This is a genomic window from Streptomyces saintjeani, from assembly GCF_055409605.1.
This window is the reverse complement of record NZ_CP189624.1, coordinates 2,442,133-2,460,414: the sequence shown is the minus strand read 5'-3', so window position 1 is coordinate 2,460,414 and position 18,282 is coordinate 2,442,133. Positions and strand designations below refer to the sequence as shown.

The window sequence follows — 18,282 nt, the reverse complement described above, 5'->3', positions numbered from 1 at the left end:
TACGCGCGCGGCACCGGCAGTCCGGCACACCGAGGACGTCGTGTGTGCCGTGCGCGGGCTGACCAAGACCTACCGGGCGGTGCGCGGCAGACGCGGCGCTCCCGGTACGCCCGAGGTGCGGGCCACGGACGACGTGAGCCTCGACATCCGGCGCGGTGAGATCTTCGGACTGCTCGGGCCCAACGGCGCCGGGAAGTCCACCCTCGTACGGCAGCTCACCGGGCTGATGCGGCCCGACTCCGGCAGCGTCGAGATCCTCGGGCACGACATCGTGCGCCATCCCGAACGGGCGTCGCGGCTCCTCGCGTACCTCGGGCAGGAGTCCACCGCGCTCGACGAGCTCACCGTCTCCCTCGCCGCCGAGACCACCGCGCGGCTGCGCGGGCTCGACGTGCACGCGGCGCGCGCCGAGCGGGACGCGGTCCTCGACGAGCTGGGGCTCACGGCGCTGGCCGGGCGGCCGTTGCGCAAGCTGTCCGGGGGGCAGCGGCGGCTCGCCTGTTTCGCCACCGCGCTCGTGGGGGAGCGGCGGCTGCTCGTCCTCGACGAACCCACCACCGGCATGGATCCCGTCGCCCGGCGCGCCGTCTGGTCCGCCGTCGACCGGCGGCGGGCCGAGCGGGGGACGACCGTGCTGCTCGTCACGCACAACGTCATCGAGGCGGAGACCGTCCTCGACCGGGTCGCCGTCCTCGACCGGGGGCGCGTCATCGCCTGCGACACGCCGACCGGGCTCAAGGAGCAGGTCGCCGGGGAGGTGCGGGTCGATCTCGTGTGGCGGGAGAAGGCGCCGCTGGACGTTCCCGAGGTGGCCGCGCTGCGGGAGCGGGCGGTCGAGTCGGGGCGGCGGTGGACGCTGCGGCTCGCGCCCGAGGAGGCCCGGGCCGTCGTGTCGACCGTGACCGGCGGGGCCGCGTTCGCCGCGCTCGACGATTTCACGCTGGCCACGCCGAGCCTTGAGGACGTGTACCTCGCGCTCGGCGGGAATTTCCGGCAGGGGCTGGTGAAGGCATGAAGGGCCCTTTTGGCGTCCTGTGTGACGGGATGAGTTTTTCGGGCGCCGGATCCGTACGGGACGGGGTCGGGGCCCTGGAGAAGAGGAGCAGCGCCACGTGAGTGTCGTACCCGCCGGGGTTCTGCCGGGGAGTGTGCGGGGGGCGGAGCAGGGGAAGCGTGAGGCCGCCGAGCTCGGGCCGCGCGCCCGGCTGTGGCCGTCCCTCGCCGCCGTCTACCGCGCGCAGCTGTCGCGTGCGCGGGTGGCCCGGATTCCGCTGCTCTTCGTCGCGACGTTCCAGTCCGTCGGGATTCTCATCATGATGCGGGGGGTCGTCGACGGGGGGAGCGAGGCCGAGGCCGTCGTCGCCGGGTCCGCCGTTCTCGTCGTCGCCTTCGTCGCGCTGAACCTTCTCGCGCAGTACTTCGGGCAGTTGCGGGCCAGCGGGGGGCTCGATCACTACGCGACGCTTCCTGTGCCGCCTGCCGCTGTCGTCCTGGGGGCCGCCGGGGCGTACGCGTCGTTCACCGTGCCGGGGACGGTGATCACGGCTGTTTTCGGGTGCGTGCTCTTCGGGCTGCCGCTGACGCATCTCTGGATCCTGCTCGCCGTGATTCCCCTGGCGGGGGCCGCGTTGTCCGGGCTGGGGGCGGCGCTGGGGCTGCTGGCGCCCCGGCCCGAACTGGCGACCGTGATGGGGCAGCTGGGGATGTCCGCCGCGCTGTTGCTGGGGGTGCTGCCGCCGGACCGGATGCCGGAGGTGGTGCGGTTCGCCCGGGATCTGCTGCCGTCGACGTACGGGGTGGAGGCGATGGCGCGGACGTTCGCCGCGCGGCCCGACTGGGGGTATGTGCTGGGGGATCTGGCGGTGTGCGCGGGGGTGGGGGTCGTGTCGTTGGCGGTGGCCACCTGGGCTTATCGGAGGGCCGCGGTCCGGTGAGGCCGGGGGGTGCGGTTCCGCGGGCCTCGGCCAGGGGCGTTCCCGGTGCTGCGCGGCTCCGACCGGTCTCCGGTGGGGCTCCGGTGGGGCGGGGCTCAGGCGGGCCTGGCACGATGGCAGGGTGACCGCTCCGTTGACTCCGCCTACGCCGCCGCACGAACCGTCCCCGCGGGGGGACTGGCCTCCGCCGCCTCCGGAGGGGTACGGGGAGGTGGTGGGCGTGAAGGACCGGGCCGAGCTGCTGGGTGATCTCCGGGACGGGGCGCTGGTCGCCGTGGGGGTGACCGTGCTGGGCCTCGTGCTGGGGCTGCTGTGGCTCTGGCTGGCGCCCCGGGTGCCGCTCGTGGGGGACCAGTCAGACGGGAGCTGGGTCGTCTACCTCAAGGACTCCGAGGGCGAACAGGCCATCGGCGTCGACGGAACGTTCACGCTGCTCGCGCTGGCCTGCGGGGCGCTCAGCGCGGTCGGGGTCTTCCTGTGGCGCCGGCGGGGTGGCATCCCGCTCGTCGTCGGGCTGACCCTCGGAGGCGTGCTGGCCTCGGTCGTCGCGTGGAAGCTGGGCACCTGGCTCGGGCCGACCTCCGACGTCATCGCCCACGCGAAGAGCGCGGGCAAGGGGGTGACGTTCTCGGCGCCGCTGAAGCTGGGGGCTAAGGGGGCGCTGATGGTGTGGTCCATCGCGGGGCTGCTGGTACATCTGGGGCTGACGGCGTTGTTCGGGCCACGGGATCCGGAAGTGTACGAACACCCGTATCTGGCGCCGCCGGTGTAGAGGGCGTCCGTGCGGGGGCTTTCTCAGGCGTTGCCGCCGATTGCGGGCTCGCGTACGGGCGCCTCCCGCGGTCCGAGCCGCGACACACCCGGCGCGGGCGCGGGCATCCCCCGCCCCCGCCCGCGCCGTGAGCCCTACGCCGGGCGCCTCCCGTGGTTCGCGCGTCGTTTCTTGGTGCGCCACTTTCGTTTCCGCGTGCGTTTCGACATGCCTTCTCTGCTTAACGGAGAGGGGGCGGCACGTCGAGGGGTCACGCACGTCCGATGGGGGCCAGGACCGCTTCGGTGAGGGTGGCGAGGTCGCCGGGGGAGAGCTCGACCTCCAGGCCCCGGCGGCCGGCCGAGACGCAGATGGTGGCGTGGGCGTCGGCCGAGGCGTCCAGGACCGTCGGGAGTCGCCTGCGCTGGCCCAGGGGGGAGATGCCGCCCCGGACGTACCCCGTGGTGCGTTCGGCGAGGGCCGGGTCGGCCATGGCCGCCCTCTTGCCGCCCACGGCCGTCGCCAGCGCCTTCAGGTCGAGGGTGCCGGCCACCGGGACCACCGCGACGGTCAGCGCCCCGTCGACGTCCGCCACCAGCGTCTTGAACACCCGCTCCGGCGACACCCCCATCGCCTCGGCGGCCTCCTCGCCGTACGAGGGGTGCGCGGGGTCGTGGTCGTAGGAGTGGACCGTGTACGGCACCCCCGCCGCCGTCAGCGCGACGGTCGCCGGCGTCCCACCGGCCTGTTTCTTCGGCTTCTTCGCCACCGGGGTCCTCAGTTCAGGCTCGTGGGGCCGCGCGTCAGGTCGGACGCGGGCAGGGAGGGCAGTCCGCGCAGGATCGCCGTCTCGACGCGCAGGAGCTTCAGCTCGTCCCGCAGCCGGGACGTGAAGTCCGGTGCCTGGAGGAGCCGTTGCTTGGTCGGCGTGTCGAGCATCATCGTCGCGGCGACGAGGTACGACACGACGCCGGGCTCGTCGGGGAGGTCGCCGGAGAGGACGGACAGCTCCCGGGCGCCGGCGAGCCGCTTCTGGTACTGGCGGAAGGCCCGCAGGACGACTTCGGCGAGGGCCTGCGCCTCCTCGCCGCGCTCCTCGGACAGCTCCTCCACCTCGGCGGTGAGGTACGGCCCCGACGCGTCGACGGACAGCAGCCGCACCCGGGTCGTACCGGTCGCCAGTACCTCGAACGTGCCGTCGCCCCGCTCCCGTACGGTCGCCGCGTCGGCGATACACCCCACGGAGTGGAACGCCTTGAGCGGGTCGGGGCCGAACCCGGCGAGGGGGCCGCGCCGCAGCTGTGCGGTCGGGTCGGGCATGCCCTGGGCCGCGGGCGCGACCTCGTGGCCGTCGCGGATGGCGACGACGGCGAACCGGCGCGGCTCGTCCTCCGGTGTCTTGAGCAGGGAGCGCATCATCGCGCGATAGCGCTCCTCGAAGACGTTCAGCGGCAGCACGAGCCCGGGGAACAGCACCGAGTTCAGGGGGAAGAGCGGCAGACGGACGATGGTCACGGTGCGGAAGCCTAATGGTCCGCGCCGGTCGGATGTCCGTCGTGACCGCTCCACGGGCGGACCGGACGGCCGTGGAGGAGGTCCTCGCGGGCGGCGAGGAAGTGGCCGAGGGGGTCGTCGGAGAAGCGGTTCCAGGGGAACGAGGTGACGTACGGGCCCAGCAGCCGCAGCTGGACGAGCGCGTCCTCGCGCCGCCCGAGCCGGTCCAGGACGTAGACGAGGCCGTTGCGGATCTCGGCCGCGCGCGAGTCGCCGGGACCGAGCCGGGCCGACAGGACGACCGCCCGGTCGGCCGCCGCGTCGAGCCGCTCGCGCGCCACGAGGGGCCCGCAGCCGTCCGTCAGGTACGAGAACGCGACGAGCGCCGGCAGCGACTGCACGAGGGAGTCGGCGGGGGCGTCCTGCGCGGCGCGGTCGGCGAAGTCGAAGCCCTCCAGGTGCGAGCCGTGCCAGGAGGTGCCCAGGTAGCGCAGCGCGGACACATGGCACCCGAAGTGGTGGGGCGAGCGGCGGACGGCGGCCTCCCACAGCTCGCCGAAGTACTTGTGCCCGGCGTGCGCCCCGCGCGCGTGGTCGAGGGCGATGCGCCACGGCACCGGGTCGCGGTCCCATGCCTGCGCCGCCGCCGTGATCAGCGGGCTCACCTCGCGCAGCAGCTCCTCGCGCGCGGGGGAGCGCCAGGCGCGGCCCACCGCGAGCTGGGCGGCGACCAGCAGGACGTCCGGGTCGCGCGGCGCGCCCGCCCGCCACACCTCGAACCACTCGGGCCGCGCCTGCGCGAACGCCGCGAGGCGCTTGACGTACCGGTCGCGGGCCTCCCAGTCGCGCCGTACGCGGGTGCGCGCGAGGAGTCCGGCCGCCGGTCTGTGCTCGCCGCGCCCGGCCGCGACCAGCGCGGGGCCGAGGAGGTCGTCGGGGACGTCGAGCAGCATCTCGTCGTCGGCCGGCAGTCCGGTGACGGCGAGGGGCGGCGCGGCCTTCGGGGCTTTCGGCGCGCGGGCCGGGCGGATGAACGGGGGCAGCAGAGCCATGGTGCCGACCATTGAAAAACGCTGGTCGGCGACGCGCCAGAGGTAAAGCGCAACCCATGGAAAGTTGTACGCCCCGAGGTCAAGGGAGAGTAAAAGGTTACCGTTCAGTCGCCACGCTACGGGCACAGCGTGCGGTTTCCGTGACTGCGGGGCCGCCCTGCGTGCGGGTTCCGTGGGGGTTGCGGCGCGCATGTTTCAGTCCCTCCGTAGCAGCCGGGTCGCGCCCGCCGCCACCGTCGTCGCCAGGATCCAGCCCAGCAGGATCATCACGGCCGCCGCCCACTGCCAGGCCCCGTCGAGCCGCCACTGCCCGGCCTGCCCGAGGTCGATCACCGGCAGGAGGAGGTCCAGGGTGAACAGGACCGGGTCCCAGGACGGGCCGCTCCCGCCCGTGGGGTGGTGCGGGGCGTGGCCGAAGGCGACCGACCCCGCCGCCCACAGCACCCCCATCCACACCGCCGCCCGCCCCGGCCGGTACCCGTAGGCGACCGTCCAGTCCTGCGCGTACCCCCAGAACTTCGCGCCCGGCGGGAGCGTCTCGCGGCGTCTGCGCTGCTTGGCGAGCAGGACCTCCCGCGCGTCCTCGTCCTCCCCGCCCGCCCGCAGGACCCCCGCGAGGCGCTCGTACGGCTCCGGCGCGTACTCCGCGGTCGCCGCCGCGACCCACCCCAGGCGCGCGGCCAGCGGGAACGGGCCGACCGGGATCAGGTTGTCGTACGTGAACCCGGCCATGTGCAGGCGGCCGGGGCCCGGCCAGGCCGTCGCGCGGTCGATCAGGTTGACGACCCGCGCGCCCGACAGGGCGACCGTGCCGTGCGCCGGGCGCTGGCCGAGGAAGCGCAGCTCCGACGCGTGCACCCGGCGCAGGGACAGCTCCTGGTCGTCCGTGAGGATGAAGCGCGCGGACTGGAGGTCCACGGCGTCCCCGAACCGCCCGTCGTCCAGCCGCAGGCCGCCCCGGCACTCGAAGCGCTGGACGCGGATGCCCCGCGCGGGTGTCACTCCCGTCGTCTGCCGGCCGCCCGCCGCCGCCGGCGTCAGGTACAGCGAGCGTTCGACGGTGAGCTGCGGGGCGTTGAGCGCGAACCGGCCCAGCGGGTCGGCGAGGCGCGCTCCGCGCAGGCTCAGCGACACCCCGACCTTGGCGCCGCGCAGGCTCAGCTCGCCGTGGGACTCCAGGAGGTCCGCCTGGACGTCCTGGCCGACCGTCATCCCGTCGGCGACGACGGAGCGCCCGCTGCGGTCGCGGTGCACCACCGCCTGGCTGAGCAGCAGGTCCGTCCCTATGTGCGCGTCGGTCAGGCGGATGCCCTCGGGGAAGCGGCTGCGCGGGAGGTGCAGGTCCCCTTCCGTGTGCACCCGGGCCGCCTCCAGGCGGGGGACCGCGCAGTCCACGAGGCGCAGCGTCGTGAACCGGGCCTCCGGGAGCAGCACCTCCCGGTCGAACCGGCAGCCGCGCAGCTCCACGTACGGCAGGACCCGGCCGCCGGACAGGTCCAGCGTGCCGCTGATGCGGACGCCGGCCAGTTTCAGCGACGACACCCGGCCCGTCAGCGCCGGCGGGCCGTCCAGCAGGAGCCAGGCCACCACCCTGGCCCGCACCGTCCGCCCCTCGCCCCAGGGGTGGCCGCCGTGCGGGTCGTCCACCTCCGGGTTGCCGCAGCTCAGGTCGTACATCCCGCCGTCCCGGAACGCCTGCCACAGTCCCGCCTCGACCGCCGTCAGGTCTCCCGGGAGGTCCCTGACATGCGCTCCGGCCCCCTCGATCACCACTGCCCCTCCTTTCTCGTACATCTGTTCTCCTCGCACCTGTTCTGCCCGCTCCGTGAGGCTTTGAACACTGAACGTGACATCGATCTTCGAAAGTTCCCAACCTGTCCGAATTCATTGCCACGTTGTGTGACGAGGCGGTTCTGTATCAGCCATTGATACGCGCGAACGGCCCCGGAACCGGGTCTGCGAGAATTGGCTCCGTGATCTCGCGAATCGATCTGCGCGGCGACGCCCTCCCCGAAGGGCCCGCCCTGCGCGACCTGCTGCCCCGAGCCGACTTCGACGTCGCGGCTGCCCTGGAGAAGGTGCGGCCCATCTGCGAGGCCGTGCATCATCGGGGCGACGCGGCGCTGATCGACTTCGCCGAGAAGTTCGACGGCGTACGGCTCACGTCCGTGCGCGTCCCCGTCGAGGCGCTCACGAAGGCGCTGGACGGCCTCGACCCCGCCGTCCGCGCGGCCCTGGAGGAGTCGATCCGGCGCACCCGCCTCGTCCACCGCGAGCAGCGCCGTACGACGCACACGACCCAGGTCGTGCCCGGTGGGTCCGTGACCGAGAAGTGGGTGCCCGTCGACCGGGTCGGGCTGTACGCGCCCGGCGGGCGGTCCGTGTACCCGTCCTCCGTGATCATGAACGTCGTGCCCGCGCAGGAGGCCGGCGTCGAGTCCATCGCCCTCGCCTCCCCGGCGCAGGCCGACTTCGGCGGCCTGCCGCACCCGACGATCCTCGCCGCGTGCGCGCTGCTCGGCGTCGACGAGGTGTACGCGGCCGGCGGCGCCACGGCCGTCGCGATGTTCGCGTACGGCACCGAGTCCTGCCCGCCCGCGAACATGGTCACCGGCCCCGGCAACATCTGGGTCGCCGCCGCCAAGCGCTACTTCACCGGCCGGATCGGCATCGACGCCGAGGCCGGGCCGACCGAGATCGCGGTCCTCGCGGACGCGACCGCCGACCCGGTGCACGTCGCCGCCGACCTGATCAGCCAGGCCGAGCACGACCCGCTCGCCGCCGCCGTCCTGGTCACCGACTCCGCCGAACTCGCGGACGCCGTCGAGAAGGAACTGATCCCGCAGGTCGCCGCCAGCAAGCACATCGACGACCGCATCGCCCCCGCGCTCGCGGGCCGGCAGTCCGCGATCGTCCTCGTCGACGGCGTCGAGGAGGGCCTGCGGGTCGTCGACGCGTACGGCGCCGAGCACCTGGAGATCCAGACCGCCGACGCTTCGGAAGTCGCCGACCGCGTGCGCAACGCGGGCGCGGTCTTCGTCGGCCCCTGGGCGCCCGTCTCCCTGGGCGACTACGCGGCCGGCTCCAACCACGTCCTGCCCACCGGAGGGTGCGCCTGCCACTCCTCCGGCCTGTCCGTGCAGTCGTTCCTGCGCGGCATCCACATCGTCGACTACACGCGCGAGGCGCTCGCCGACGTCGCCCACCACGTGGTCACGCTCGCTGAGGCCGAGGACCTCCCGGCGCACGGCGCGGCGATCAAGGCAAGGTTCGGCTGGAAGGTGCCCGGCAAGTGACATTCGGAATCGACGACCTCCCCGTACGGGACGAGCTGCGCGGCAAGTCCCCCTACGGAGCGCCCCAACTGGACGTCCCCGTACGGCTGAACACGAACGAGAACCCCTACCCGCTCCCCGAGGAACTGGTCGAGCGGATCGCCGAACGCGTGCGTGAGGCCGCCCGCGACCTCAACCGCTACCCCGACCGGGACGCCGTGGAGCTGCGCACGCAGCTCGCGAAGTACCTGACGGACACCACCGGGTACGAGGTCGCGCTCGCGAACGTGTGGGCCGCCAACGGGTCCAACGAGGTCATCCAGCAGCTCTTGCAGACGTTCGGCGGGCCCGGCCGCAGCGCGATCGGGTTCGAGCCGTCGTACTCGATGCACGGCCTCATCGCGCGCGGGACGGGCACCGAGTGGATCTCGGGCCCCCGCAAGGACGACTTCACGATCGACGTCGACGACGCCACGCGCGCGATCGCCGGGCATCGCCCGGACGTCGTCTTCGTGACGACCCCCAACAACCCCACCGGCAACGCCGTCCCGCGCGAGACCGTCCTCGCGCTGTACGAGGCCGCGCAGGCCGCGAAGCCGTCCATGGTCGTCGTCGACGAGGCGTACATCGAGTTCAGCCACGGCGACTCGCTGCTGCCCCTCCTGGCGGGCCGCCCCAACCTGGTCGTCTCCCGGACGATGTCCAAGGCGTTCGGCGCGGCGGGCCTGCGCCTCGGCTACCTCGCCGCGCACCCGGCGGTCGTCGACGCCGTGCAGCTCGTCCGGCTTCCCTACCACCTCTCCGCGGTCACCCAGGCGACCGCGCTGGCCGCCCTGGAGCACACCGGGACGCTGCTGAAGTACGTCGAGCAGCTCAAGGCGGAGCGCGACCGGCTGGTCGGCGAGCTGCGGGCCATCGGCTACGAGGTGACCGAGTCCGACGCCAACTTCGTGCAGTTCGGCCGTTTCGACGACCCGCGCGTGGCGTGGCGATTCATCCTGGACCGCGGCGTCCTGATCAGGGACAACGGGGTACCCGGGTTCCTCAGGGTGTCCGCCGGGACCCCCACCGAGAACGACGCGTTCCTCGACGCGGTCCGTGAACTCAAGAAGGAGCAGCGCGCATGAACCGCGTCGGCCGTACCGAACGCGCCACCAAGGAGACGTCCGTCCTGGTCGAGATCGACCTCGACGGGACGGGCAGAACCGAGATCTCCACGGGCGTCGGCTTCTACGACCACATGCTCGACCAGCTCGGCCGGCACGGTCTGTTCGACCTGACCGTGAAGACCGAGGGCGACCTGCACATCGACTCGCACCACACCATCGAGGACACCGCGCTCGCGCTGGGCGCCGCCTTCCGGCAGGCCCTCGGCGACAAGGTCGGCATCTACCGCTTCGGCAACTGCACGGTGCCCCTGGACGAGTCCCTCGCGCAGGTGACCGTCGACCTGTCCGGCCGCCCGTACCTCGTGCACACCGAGCCCGAGAACATGGCGCCGATGATCGGCGCGTACGACACGACGATGACCCGGCACATCCTGGAGTCGTTCGTCGCGCAGGCGCAGATCGCGCTCCACGTGCACGTGCCGTACGGGCGCAACGCGCACCACATCGTCGAGTGCCAGTTCAAGGCCCTCGCGCGGGCGCTGCGCTACGCCAGCGAGCGCGACCCGCGCGCGGCGGGCATCCTTCCTTCCACGAAGGGCGCGCTGTGACCGGCCTGTCGACCATTCTGATCGTTCTCGGTCTGTTCCTGCTCGGCGGTGTCTACTCCTTCGCCAAGCAGAAGATGCCGACGAGCCTGATCGTGCTCCTCTCGGTCAGCGCCGCGCTGTGCCTGGTCGCCGGTGTCCTCAGGCTGGAGGTGTGGAATTGAGCGGCTCCCCGAAGAAGGTCGTCGTCTTCGACTACGGCTTCGGCAACGTCCGGTCCGCCGAACGCGCTCTCGCGCGCGTGGGCGCCGATGTCGAGATAACGCGTGACTACGACAGGGCGATGAACGCCGACGGCCTCCTGGTGCCCGGCGTGGGCGCCTTCGCCGCCTGCATGAAGGGCCTCACGGCCGCGCGCGGTGACTGGATCGTCGGCCGGCGGCTGTCCGGCGGGCGTCCGGTGATGGGCATCTGCGTCGGCATGCAGATCCTCTTCGCGCGCGGCATCGAGCACGGCGTCGAGACCGAGGGTCTCGACGAGTGGCCGGGCACGGTCGAGCCCCTCAAGGCCGGCATCGTCCCGCACATGGGCTGGAACACCGTGGACGCCCCCCAGGGCTCCGAACTCTTCGCCGGGGTCGAACCGGACGCGCGCTTCTACTTCGTGCACTCCTACGGCGTCCAGGACTGGTCCCTGGAGGTCCGCAACCCGACCATCAGGGCCCCCAAGGTCGCCTGGACGACCCACGGCACCCCGTTCGTCGCCGCCGTCGAGAACGGCGCCCTGTGGGCGACGCAGTTCCACCCCGAGAAGTCCGGCGACGCCGGAGCCCAGCTCCTCACCAACTGGATCGGAACACTGTGAGCAAGCTCGAACTCCTTCCCGCCGTGGACGTCCGCGACGGCCAGGCCGTCCGTCTCGTGCACGGCGAGTCCGGGACCGAGACGTCCTACGGCTCCCCCCTGGAGGCCGCCCTCGCCTGGCAGCGCGCGGGCGCGGAGTGGCTGCACCTCGTCGACCTGGACGCCGCGTTCGGCACCGGCGACAACCGGGCGCTGATCGCCGAGGTCGCCGGCGCGATGGACATCAAGGTCGAGCTGTCCGGCGGCATCCGGGACGACGACACGCTGGCCGCCGCCCTCGCGACGGGCTGCACGCGCGTGAACCTCGGTACGGCCGCCCTGGAGACGCCGGAGTGGGTCGCCAAGGTCATCGCCGAGCACGGCGACAAGATCGCGGTCGGCCTCGACGTACGCGGCACCACCCTGCGCGGGCGCGGGTGGACGCGCGACGGCGGGGACCTGTACGAGACGTTGGAGCGGCTGAACGCCGAGGGCTGCGCGCGGTACGTCGTCACCGACATCGCCAAGGACGGCACCCTCCAGGGCCCCAACCTGGAGCTGCTGCGCGGCGTCTGTGCCGCCACCGACCGTCCTGTCGTCGCCTCCGGCGGCGTGTCGTCCCTCGACGACCTGCGCGCGATCGCGGAACTCGTCCCCCTCGGCGTCGAGGGCTCCATCGTCGGCAAGGCCCTGTACGCGAAGGCGTTCACGCTGGAAGAGGCACTGGCGGCGGTGTCGTCGTGACGGCCGTACGGCGGGTGCAGAGCGGCTCCCCCTGGGAGGAGCCCTTCGGCTTCGCGCGCGCGGTCCAGGCGGGCGACCGGGTCGTCGTCGGCGGCACGACGTCGTTCAAGGGCGGCGTCCTGTACGGCGAGGGCGACCCGTACGAGCAGGCCAAGGTGGCGTTCGGGACGGCGCTCGCGGCCATCGCCGAGTTCGGCCTCGGGCCGGAAGCGGTCATCCGTACGCGCCTGTACCTCACGCACGCGCGGGACGTCGACGAGGTGGGACGCGCCCACAAGGAGACCTTCGACGCGGTGCGCCCGGTCAACACGATCGTCGTCGTCACCGGGTTCGTCGACCCGCGCATCCTCGTCGAGGTCGAGCTGGAAGCGTTCTCGGGAGCCTCGTCATGACCCTCGCCGTACGTGTCATCCCCTGCCTCGACGTCGACAACGGGCGGGTCGTCAAGGGCGTCAACTTCCAGAACCTGCGCGACGCGGGCGACCCCGTCGAGATGGCCAAGGTGTACGACGCCGAGGGCGCCGACGAGCTGACGTTCCTCGACATCACCGCGTCCTCCGGGGACCGGGAGACCACCTACGACGTGGTGCGGCGCACCGCCGAGCAGGTGTTCATCCCGCTGACCGTCGGCGGTGGCGTGCGCGCGCCCGAGGACGTCGACAAGCTGCTGCGCGCGGGCGCGGACAAGGTGGGCGTCAACACGGCCGCCATCGCCCGTCCCGAGCTGATCCGGGAGATCGCCGAGCGGTTCGGGAGCCAGGTGCTCGTGCTGTCCGTGGACGCGCGGCGCACGGAGTCCGGGTCGTTCGAGGTCACCACGCACGGCGGGCGCCGGGGGACCGGCATCGACGCCGTCGAGTGGGCCCACCGGGCCGCCGAGCTGGGGGCCGGGGAGATCCTGCTCAACTCGATGGACGCGGACGGGACGAAGGACGGGTACGACATCGAGATGATCGAGGCTGTCCGTAAGCACGTGTCCGTGCCGTTGATCGCGTCCGGGGGTGCGGGGAAGCTGGGTGACTTCGCGCCGGCCGTGGGGGCGGGGGCGGATGCCGTGCTGGCCGCTTCGGTGTTCCACTTCGGGGATCTGCGGATCGGGGAAGTGAAGCAGGCGCTGCGGGAGGCGGGACACCCGGTTCGGTGAGGTTCCAGCACGTTGCTGTAAGCCCCGTTCGCCTGGCGAGCGGGGCTTACTTGTGCGGTGATACACAAGAGAAGTTGCGCAAAATATGTTGCGCAACTTTCCTTTCGTATCTAGCCTGGTCCACATGGCAAGCCAGGAGAGAGACCGGCGGATCACCGACGTGGGCACGCTCAAAGCGCTCGCGCACCCGTTGCGGTCCGCGTTGTACCGGGGGCTGACCGTCGCGCGCGTGGCGACCGCCTCGCAGCTCGCCGAGCAGGTCGACGAGGCGGTGTCCCTCGTCAGCTACCACCTGCGCAAGCTCGCCGAGCACGGGCTCATCGAGGAGGCCGAGCCGCAGAGCACGGACGGGCGCGAGCGGTGGTGGCAGCGGACCTCCGACGGGCTGCGCATCCACGACGCGGACTTCCGCGACGCGCCCGAGGCCGCCGCCGCGCACACCGCCGCGAGCCGGCTGTTCTTCGAGCAGCGTGCCGACATGTACCGGCGCTTCCTCGACGAGCGCGCGCACTGGAGTGCCGAGTGGAACGCCGCGGTCGAGTCCTCCGAGTCCAACCTGCGGCTCACCGCGGCGGAGCTGTCCGAGCTGAACCGGGAGGTGCTGGCCCTGTTGCAGCGCTACGACGAGCGGGGGCGGGCCGCCGAGGCCGCCGGTGACACCGAGGGGCGGGAGAACGTGCAGATCCATACGTACGCCTTCCCGTTCCGGTTCTGAGCGTCGCCGTGCGCACGCGTGGTGCTCATCGGGATCCGAACGTCCTGCGCTGGCTCGCCGGGTTCACCCTCTCCGGGGTCGGCGACAACGTGTACTACATCGCCCTCTCCTGGGCCGCCGTCCAGTCCGGGACGCCCGTCCAGGCGGGGCTCGTGACCGTCGCCGGGGCGCTGCCCCGGGCCGTCCTGATGCTGGGCGGGGGTGTGCTGGCCGATCGGTACGGGGCCCGGCGGGTCGTCCTGGGCAGTACGGGGGTGCGGTGTGCGCTCGTGCTGTCGGCGGCCGTGCTGCTGTTCTTCGCGCGCCCCGGGCTCTGGGTCCTCGGCGCGGTCGCCGTCCTCTTCGGGGTCGTCGACGCCGCGTTCCTGCCCGCCGCGGGGGCCCTGCCGGCCCTCATAGCCCCGCCGGGGGAGTTCGGGAGGGTGCAGGGGCTCCGGGGGCTCTCCACGCGCCTGGCGAACGTTCTGGGCGGGCCGCTGGGCGGGGTGGGCGTCGCGGTGGGGGGTACGGCGGGGGCGTTCGGGGTGGCGGCGCTGCTGATCGGGGTGTCGTGGCCGGTGCTGGGGGCGGTACGGGTCCGGGTGGGGGTGGAGGCGGCTGGTGGGGCGGATCCGCGCGGGCGGGTGGGTTCGAGGGACACGGTTTCCGTGCGGGGCGGGGCGGCTGCGGGGGGTGACGCGTCGGCGCGGGGGACGGCCCTGGCTTGTGACGCGTCCGCGCGAGGCCGGACGGCTTCGGGGAGCGTGGTTCCCGCGCAGGGTGGGGACGGGAGTGCGGGGCCTGAAGCGGAGGTGCCTTCAGGCGGTGGGGGCTCCTCGCGGGGGGCCGCACCGATCGAGGAGCGCTCTGCGCGCGGGCGGGTGGGAGTCACCGACGGGGAGGTGCTCGCGTGCGGGGGGTTGGTCGCGCCTGTGCCGTCCGCGCCTCTCGCTCCGCAGGGCGGCCGGTGCGACGGGTACCAGGAGGTGCCGTCCGTGACCGAGCCGGTTGCTCCTGTGCCGCTTGCGCCCGCGCGTGAGGCGGTACGGCCTGGAGGGGGACGTGGGTGGGGTGCCTGGCGGTGTGATGAAGGGCGAGTTGGAGGGGCCGGGGGTTGGGGCGCCTGGTGGCGTGGTGAGGCGGTACGGACCGGAGGGATGCGCGGGTGGCGTGTCTGGCGGCGTGAGGAGGCGCGGGCTGGAGGGGGCGGAGGTTGGGGTGTCCGGTGGCGTGGGCAGGTGCGGTCCGGGGGTTCAGGTGCGTTGCGTGCCTGGCGGCGTGGTGTGGTCGGGGAGTTGGTGGACGGTGTGCGGTACGTGCGGCGGGACCGGGTGCTCTCCGCGCTGGTGCTCGCCATCACGCTCAGCGATCTGGGGTTCGTGGGGCCGATGAACCTCGGGCTGACGCTGCTCGCCGGGGAGCGGGGGTGGGGAGCCTCCGGGCTGGGGCTCGTGCTCGCCGGGTTCGGCGTCGGGGCCGGCGCGGCGTCGCTGCTGCTCGCCTGGCGGGGGCGCGTCCCGCGCGCGGGGTTGGTCCTCGCGGGCGCCACGGTCGGCGGCGCCCTCGCCATCGCCGCCCTCGCGCGCGTGCCGTCCGTCGCCGGGGCGATCGCCGTCGCCCTGTGCGTCGGCCTCCTCGCCGGTCTCGGTGGCGCCCTCGCCGGAACGCTGGTCCAGTCCCGCGCGGGCGCGGCGTACATCGGCCGCGTCACCGCCGTATCGACCCTCATCGGCTACGGCGTCGCCCCGCTGACCTTCCCGGTCGTCGGCTGGGCGGTCTCCCTGTGGGGCACCGGCCCGGTCTTCACGGCGTGCGCGACGCTGAACGGGCTCAGCGCGGTGGTGGTGCTGGGGGTGCGGGGGCTGCGGCGGGCGGAGCTGCCGGGGTGAGGGACGGGGCGTCTCTCCGCCGTAGCTGTTCGCTCCGGCCTTCGTCCCACGCGCGCGGGGCCGCCCGGCGAAGAGCGCCCCGCGTCGTCGGCGTGTCCGTTCGTCTCGCGCGCAGGGCGGCGTGTTCCCCCTCAGATGCCCAGTTGCTTGCCCGCCCGGAGTTTCTCGATCGCCTCCTTGTCGCCCTCCAGGTCCACCTGGGCCGTGGACTGGCGGCCGAAGACGAACATCAGGAGTTCGGCGGGTTCGGCGGTGGCGGTGACGACCGGGGTGCCGCGGTGGGCGACTGCCGTGCGGCCGTCGGGGCGGCGGAGGACCAGGCCCGTGGGGGAGGAGCGGGCCATCAGGCGGGCGGTGCGTTCCAGGCGGGACCAGAGGGCGTCCTGGAAGACGGGGTCCAGGGGGCGGGGGGTCCAGTCGGGCTGGGCCCGGCGGATGTCTTCCGTGTGGATGTAGAACTCCACTGTGTTGGCCGCCTCGTCCAGCTGCTTCAGGGCGAAGGGGGAGAAGCGTGGGGGGCCCGTGCGGATCAGGGCGATCAGATCTTCGTACGGCTTCGCCCTGTACTCGTCCATCACCTTCTCCAGGCGGGACGCCAGTTGCTTGATCAGGGTCCCGCCCGCCGCGTCGGGACGGCGTTCGCGCACCACCACGTGCGCCGCGAGATCCCGGGTCCGCCAGCCCTCGCAGAGCGTCGGGGCATCCGGACCGGAGGTCTCCAAGAGGTCGGCGAGCAGGAGCCGTTCACGCTTGGCGAAGGTCGACATGCCGCCAGCCTACGACCGCAGCGGACGTCCGCACAGTGGACACCGGACCGTCACTGTCAGTGGCAGGCGGCACAATGGCGGACATGACCAGCACGACCGGCGACCCCCGGCCCAGCAGCCTCGATCCCGAGATCGCGGCCCGCCTCAAGCGCAGTCCCGACGGCCTCGTACCCGCGATCGCCCAGCAGCACGACACCGGCGAGGTGCTGATGCTGGGCTGGATGGACGATGAGGCGCTGCACAGGACGCTGACGACCGGCAGGTGCACGTACTGGTCGCGCAGCCGCGGCGAGTACTGGGTCAAGGGCGACACGTCCGGGCACGTCCAGTGGGTGAAGTCGGTCGCCCTGGACTGCGACGCGGACACGCTGCTCGTGAAGGTCGACCAGGTCGGCGCCGCCTGCCACACGGGCGCGCGCACCTGCTTCGACGAGGATGTGCTCCCGATCGCCTCGGGTCAGTAGGGTCGGCCGCCATGGACCTCGACACGTTCCGCAAGCTGGCCGTCGACCGGCGGGTCATCCCGGTCACCCGCAAGCTCCTCGCCGACGGCGACACCCCGGTCGCGCTCTACCGCAAGCTCGCCGCCGAGCGCACCGGCACGTTCCTGCTGGAGTCCGCGGAGAACGGCCGCTCCTGGTCCCGCTACTCCTTCGTAGGAGTCCGCAGCGCCGCCACCCTCACCGCGCGCGACGGCCAGGCGCACTGGCTCGGCACACCGCCCGTCGGCGTCCCTGTCGACGGCGACCCCCTCGCGGCCCTGAGGGCGACGATCGAGACGCTGCACACGCCTCACGCGCAGGACCTCCCGCCGTTCACCGGCGGCATGGTCGGCTATCTCGGGTACGACATCGTCCGCCGCCTGGAGAAGATCGGGCCCGGCGGGCGCGACGACCTCCAGCTCCCCGAGCTGACCATGCTCCTCACCAGCGACCTCGCGGTGATGGACCACTGGGAGGGCTCGGTCCTGCTGATCGCCAACGCGATCAACCACAACGACCTCGACACGGGCGTCGACGAGGCGTACGCGGACGCGGTCGCGCGGCTCGACGCGATGGAGGCGGACCTCTCGCGCGCGGTCGCCCAGCCGCCCGCCGTCCTGCCGCCCTCCGAGCTTCCCGAGTACACCGCCCTGTGGGGCGGGCCCGACTTCATGGACGCCGTCGAGGACATCAAGGAGCGCATCCGCGCGGGCGAGGCGTTCCAGGTCGTGCCCTCGCAGCGGTTCGAGACGCCGTGCACGGCCGGCGCGCTCGACGTGTACCGGGTGCTCAGGGCGACCAACCCGTCGCCGTACATGTACCTCTTCCGGTTCGACGGGTTCGACGTCGTCGGGTCGTCCCCCGAGGCCCTCGTCAAGGTCGAGGGCGGGCGCGCGATGGTCCACCCCATCGCCGGGACCCGGCACCGGGGGGCGACCCCGCAGGAGGACCAGGCCCTCGCGGACGAACTGCTCGCCGACCCCAAGGAGCGCGCCGAGCACCTGATGCTCGTCGACCTCGGCCGCAACGACCTGGGGCGCGTGTGCGAGCCGGGTTCCGTGGAGGTCGTCGACTTCATGTCCGTCGAGCGGTACTCCCACGTGATGCACATCGTGTCCACCGTCACCGGGCGTGTCGCGCCCGGCCGTACCGCCTTCGACGTCCTCACGGCCTGCTTCCCCGCCGGCACCCTCTCCGGCGCGCCGAAGCCCCGCGCGATGCAGATCATCGACGAACTGGAACCGTCCCGGCGCGGGCTGTACGGCGGCTGCGTCGGCTACCTGGACTTCGCGGGCGACTCCGACACGGCGATCGCCATCCGCACGGCCCTGCTGCGCGACGGCACCGCGTACGTCCAGGCGGGCGCGGGCATCGTCGCCGACTCCGACCCGGTCGCGGAGGACCAGGAGTGCCGCAACAAGGCGGCGGCGGTACTGCGGGCGGTCCACACGGCCAACCGGCTCGGCGGGAGCGCCTGACACACCCGGCCTGACACACCCGGCCTGACACACCCGGCCGTCGGCCCCCTCCGGCAGAGCCCTCCCGCGCCGGAAATGAAC

The 18,282-nt window shown here is 73.0% G+C and carries 19 protein-coding genes and 2 pseudogenes; 16 read left to right on the top strand and 5 right to left on the bottom strand.

Annotation, left to right across the window (positions count from 1 at the left end; all coding sequences use genetic code 11):
* Positions 1–40 precede the first annotated feature (40 nt).
* The 3 genes from ACQCO7_RS10970 (at position 41) to ACQCO7_RS10960 (ending at position 2,706) form a co-directional block, all read left to right on the top strand.
* Positions 41–1,015 (top strand): ABC transporter ATP-binding protein, encoded by a 975-nt coding sequence (locus ACQCO7_RS10970; protein WP_029184585.1) that lies wholly within the window; start codon positions 41–43, stop codon positions 1,013–1,015.
* Positions 1,016–1,112: 97 nt separating this feature from the next.
* Complete coding sequence (locus tag ACQCO7_RS10965) at positions 1,113–1,934, top strand: ABC transporter permease (RefSeq protein WP_464071643.1); 822 nt, start codon at positions 1,113–1,115, stop codon at positions 1,932–1,934.
* Between the two features lie 121 nt (positions 1,935–2,055).
* Positions 2,056–2,706: a DUF2567 domain-containing protein gene (locus ACQCO7_RS10960; protein WP_464071642.1), complete on the top strand. Its 651-nt coding sequence runs from the start codon at positions 2,056–2,058 to the stop codon at positions 2,704–2,706.
* 250 nt (positions 2,707–2,956) lie between these two features.
* Here the strand turns inward: ACQCO7_RS10960 and ybaK are convergent, their stop codons facing one another.
* The 4 genes from ybaK to ACQCO7_RS10940 form a co-directional block, all read right to left on the bottom strand.
* Positions 2,957–3,454, bottom strand: coding sequence for a Cys-tRNA(Pro) deacylase (ybaK, locus tag ACQCO7_RS10955; protein ID WP_464071641.1), 498 nt, complete (start codon positions 3,452–3,454; stop codon positions 2,957–2,959).
* 8 nt (positions 3,455–3,462) lie between these two features.
* On the bottom strand, positions 3,463–4,200 hold the full coding sequence (locus ACQCO7_RS10950; RefSeq protein WP_464071640.1) for an LON peptidase substrate-binding domain-containing protein: 738 nt from the start codon (positions 4,198–4,200) through the stop codon (positions 3,463–3,465).
* 11 nt (positions 4,201–4,211) lie between these two features.
* Positions 4,212–5,243 carry a hypothetical protein gene (locus ACQCO7_RS10945; RefSeq protein ID WP_464071639.1) on the bottom strand — a complete coding sequence of 344 codons (1,032 nt, stop codon included), beginning with the start codon at positions 5,241–5,243 and terminating at the stop codon, positions 4,212–4,214.
* Positions 5,244–5,426: 183 nt separating this feature from the next.
* Positions 5,427–7,001: an oxidoreductase gene (locus ACQCO7_RS10940; RefSeq protein ID WP_464077191.1), complete on the bottom strand. Its 1,575-nt coding sequence runs from the start codon at positions 6,999–7,001 to the stop codon at positions 5,427–5,429.
* A 203-nt stretch (positions 7,002–7,204) separates the two neighbouring features.
* On the opposite strand from ACQCO7_RS10940, the gene hisD reads away from it, so the two are divergent.
* The 11 genes and pseudogenes from hisD to ACQCO7_RS10885 form a co-directional block, all read left to right on the top strand.
* Positions 7,205–8,527, top strand: a complete 1,323-nt coding sequence (hisD, locus tag ACQCO7_RS10935) for a histidinol dehydrogenase (RefSeq protein WP_464071638.1) — start codon at positions 7,205–7,207, stop codon at positions 8,525–8,527.
* Positions 8,524–9,633, top strand: a complete 1,110-nt coding sequence (locus ACQCO7_RS10930) for a histidinol-phosphate transaminase (protein ID WP_464071637.1) — start codon at positions 8,524–8,526, stop codon at positions 9,631–9,633. Before hisD ends, ACQCO7_RS10930 begins: the two co-directional genes overlap by 4 nt.
* Complete coding sequence (hisB, locus tag ACQCO7_RS10925) at positions 9,630–10,223, top strand: imidazoleglycerol-phosphate dehydratase HisB (protein ID WP_464071636.1); 594 nt, start codon at positions 9,630–9,632, stop codon at positions 10,221–10,223. The genes ACQCO7_RS10930 and hisB overlap by 4 nt, the downstream gene beginning before the upstream one ends.
* Positions 10,220–10,384 carry a hypothetical protein gene (locus ACQCO7_RS10920; RefSeq protein WP_409114593.1) on the top strand — a complete coding sequence of 55 codons (165 nt, stop codon included), beginning with the start codon at positions 10,220–10,222 and terminating at the stop codon, positions 10,382–10,384. Before hisB ends, ACQCO7_RS10920 begins: the two co-directional genes overlap by 4 nt.
* Entirely contained in the window at positions 10,375–11,025 is a 651-nt protein-coding gene (hisH, locus tag ACQCO7_RS10915) for an imidazole glycerol phosphate synthase subunit HisH (protein WP_464071635.1), read from the top strand. Before ACQCO7_RS10920 ends, hisH begins: the two co-directional genes overlap by 10 nt.
* Positions 11,022–11,747 carry a bifunctional 1-(5-phosphoribosyl)-5-((5-phosphoribosylamino)methylideneamino)imidazole-4-carboxamide isomerase/phosphoribosylanthranilate isomerase PriA gene (gene priA / locus ACQCO7_RS10910; protein WP_464071634.1) on the top strand — a complete coding sequence of 242 codons (726 nt, stop codon included), beginning with the start codon at positions 11,022–11,024 and terminating at the stop codon, positions 11,745–11,747. The genes hisH and priA overlap by 4 nt, the downstream gene beginning before the upstream one ends.
* Positions 11,744–12,139, top strand: a complete 396-nt coding sequence (locus tag ACQCO7_RS10905) for a RidA family protein (protein WP_464071633.1) — start codon at positions 11,744–11,746, stop codon at positions 12,137–12,139. The genes priA and ACQCO7_RS10905 overlap by 4 nt, the downstream gene beginning before the upstream one ends.
* A complete protein-coding gene (gene hisF / locus ACQCO7_RS10900) occupies positions 12,136–12,891 on the top strand; it encodes an imidazole glycerol phosphate synthase subunit HisF (protein WP_409114589.1) in 756 nt (251 codons plus the stop codon). Before ACQCO7_RS10905 ends, hisF begins: the two co-directional genes overlap by 4 nt.
* 124 nt (positions 12,892–13,015) lie before the next feature.
* The gene (locus ACQCO7_RS10895) at positions 13,016–13,606 is read left to right on the top strand and encodes a helix-turn-helix domain-containing protein (RefSeq protein WP_409114588.1); all 591 of its coding nucleotides are present in this window, start codon (positions 13,016–13,018) and stop codon (positions 13,604–13,606) included.
* 8 nt (positions 13,607–13,614) lie between these two features.
* Positions 13,615–14,160, top strand: a pseudogene (locus ACQCO7_RS10890) (MFS transporter); the annotation flags it as partial.
* A 711-nt stretch (positions 14,161–14,871) separates the two neighbouring features.
* Positions 14,872–15,474, top strand: a pseudogene (locus ACQCO7_RS10885) (MFS transporter); the annotation flags it as partial.
* A 131-nt stretch (positions 15,475–15,605) separates the two neighbouring features.
* Here ACQCO7_RS10885 and ACQCO7_RS10880 read toward each other — a convergent pair.
* A complete protein-coding gene (locus tag ACQCO7_RS10880; RefSeq protein WP_464071632.1) occupies positions 15,606–16,241 on the bottom strand; it encodes a TIGR03085 family metal-binding protein in 636 nt (211 codons plus the stop codon).
* Positions 16,242–16,324: 83 nt separating this feature from the next.
* Here ACQCO7_RS10880 and hisI point away from each other — a divergent pair, with 83 nt between their 5' ends.
* Together hisI and ACQCO7_RS10870 are read left to right on the top strand one after the other, a co-directional pair.
* A complete protein-coding gene (hisI, locus tag ACQCO7_RS10875) occupies positions 16,325–16,705 on the top strand; it encodes a phosphoribosyl-AMP cyclohydrolase (RefSeq protein WP_464071631.1) in 381 nt (126 codons plus the stop codon).
* A gap of 11 nt (positions 16,706–16,716) precedes the next feature.
* Complete coding sequence (locus ACQCO7_RS10870) at positions 16,717–18,201, top strand: anthranilate synthase component I (protein WP_464071630.1); 1,485 nt, start codon at positions 16,717–16,719, stop codon at positions 18,199–18,201.
* Positions 18,202–18,282: the final 81 nt, after the last annotated feature.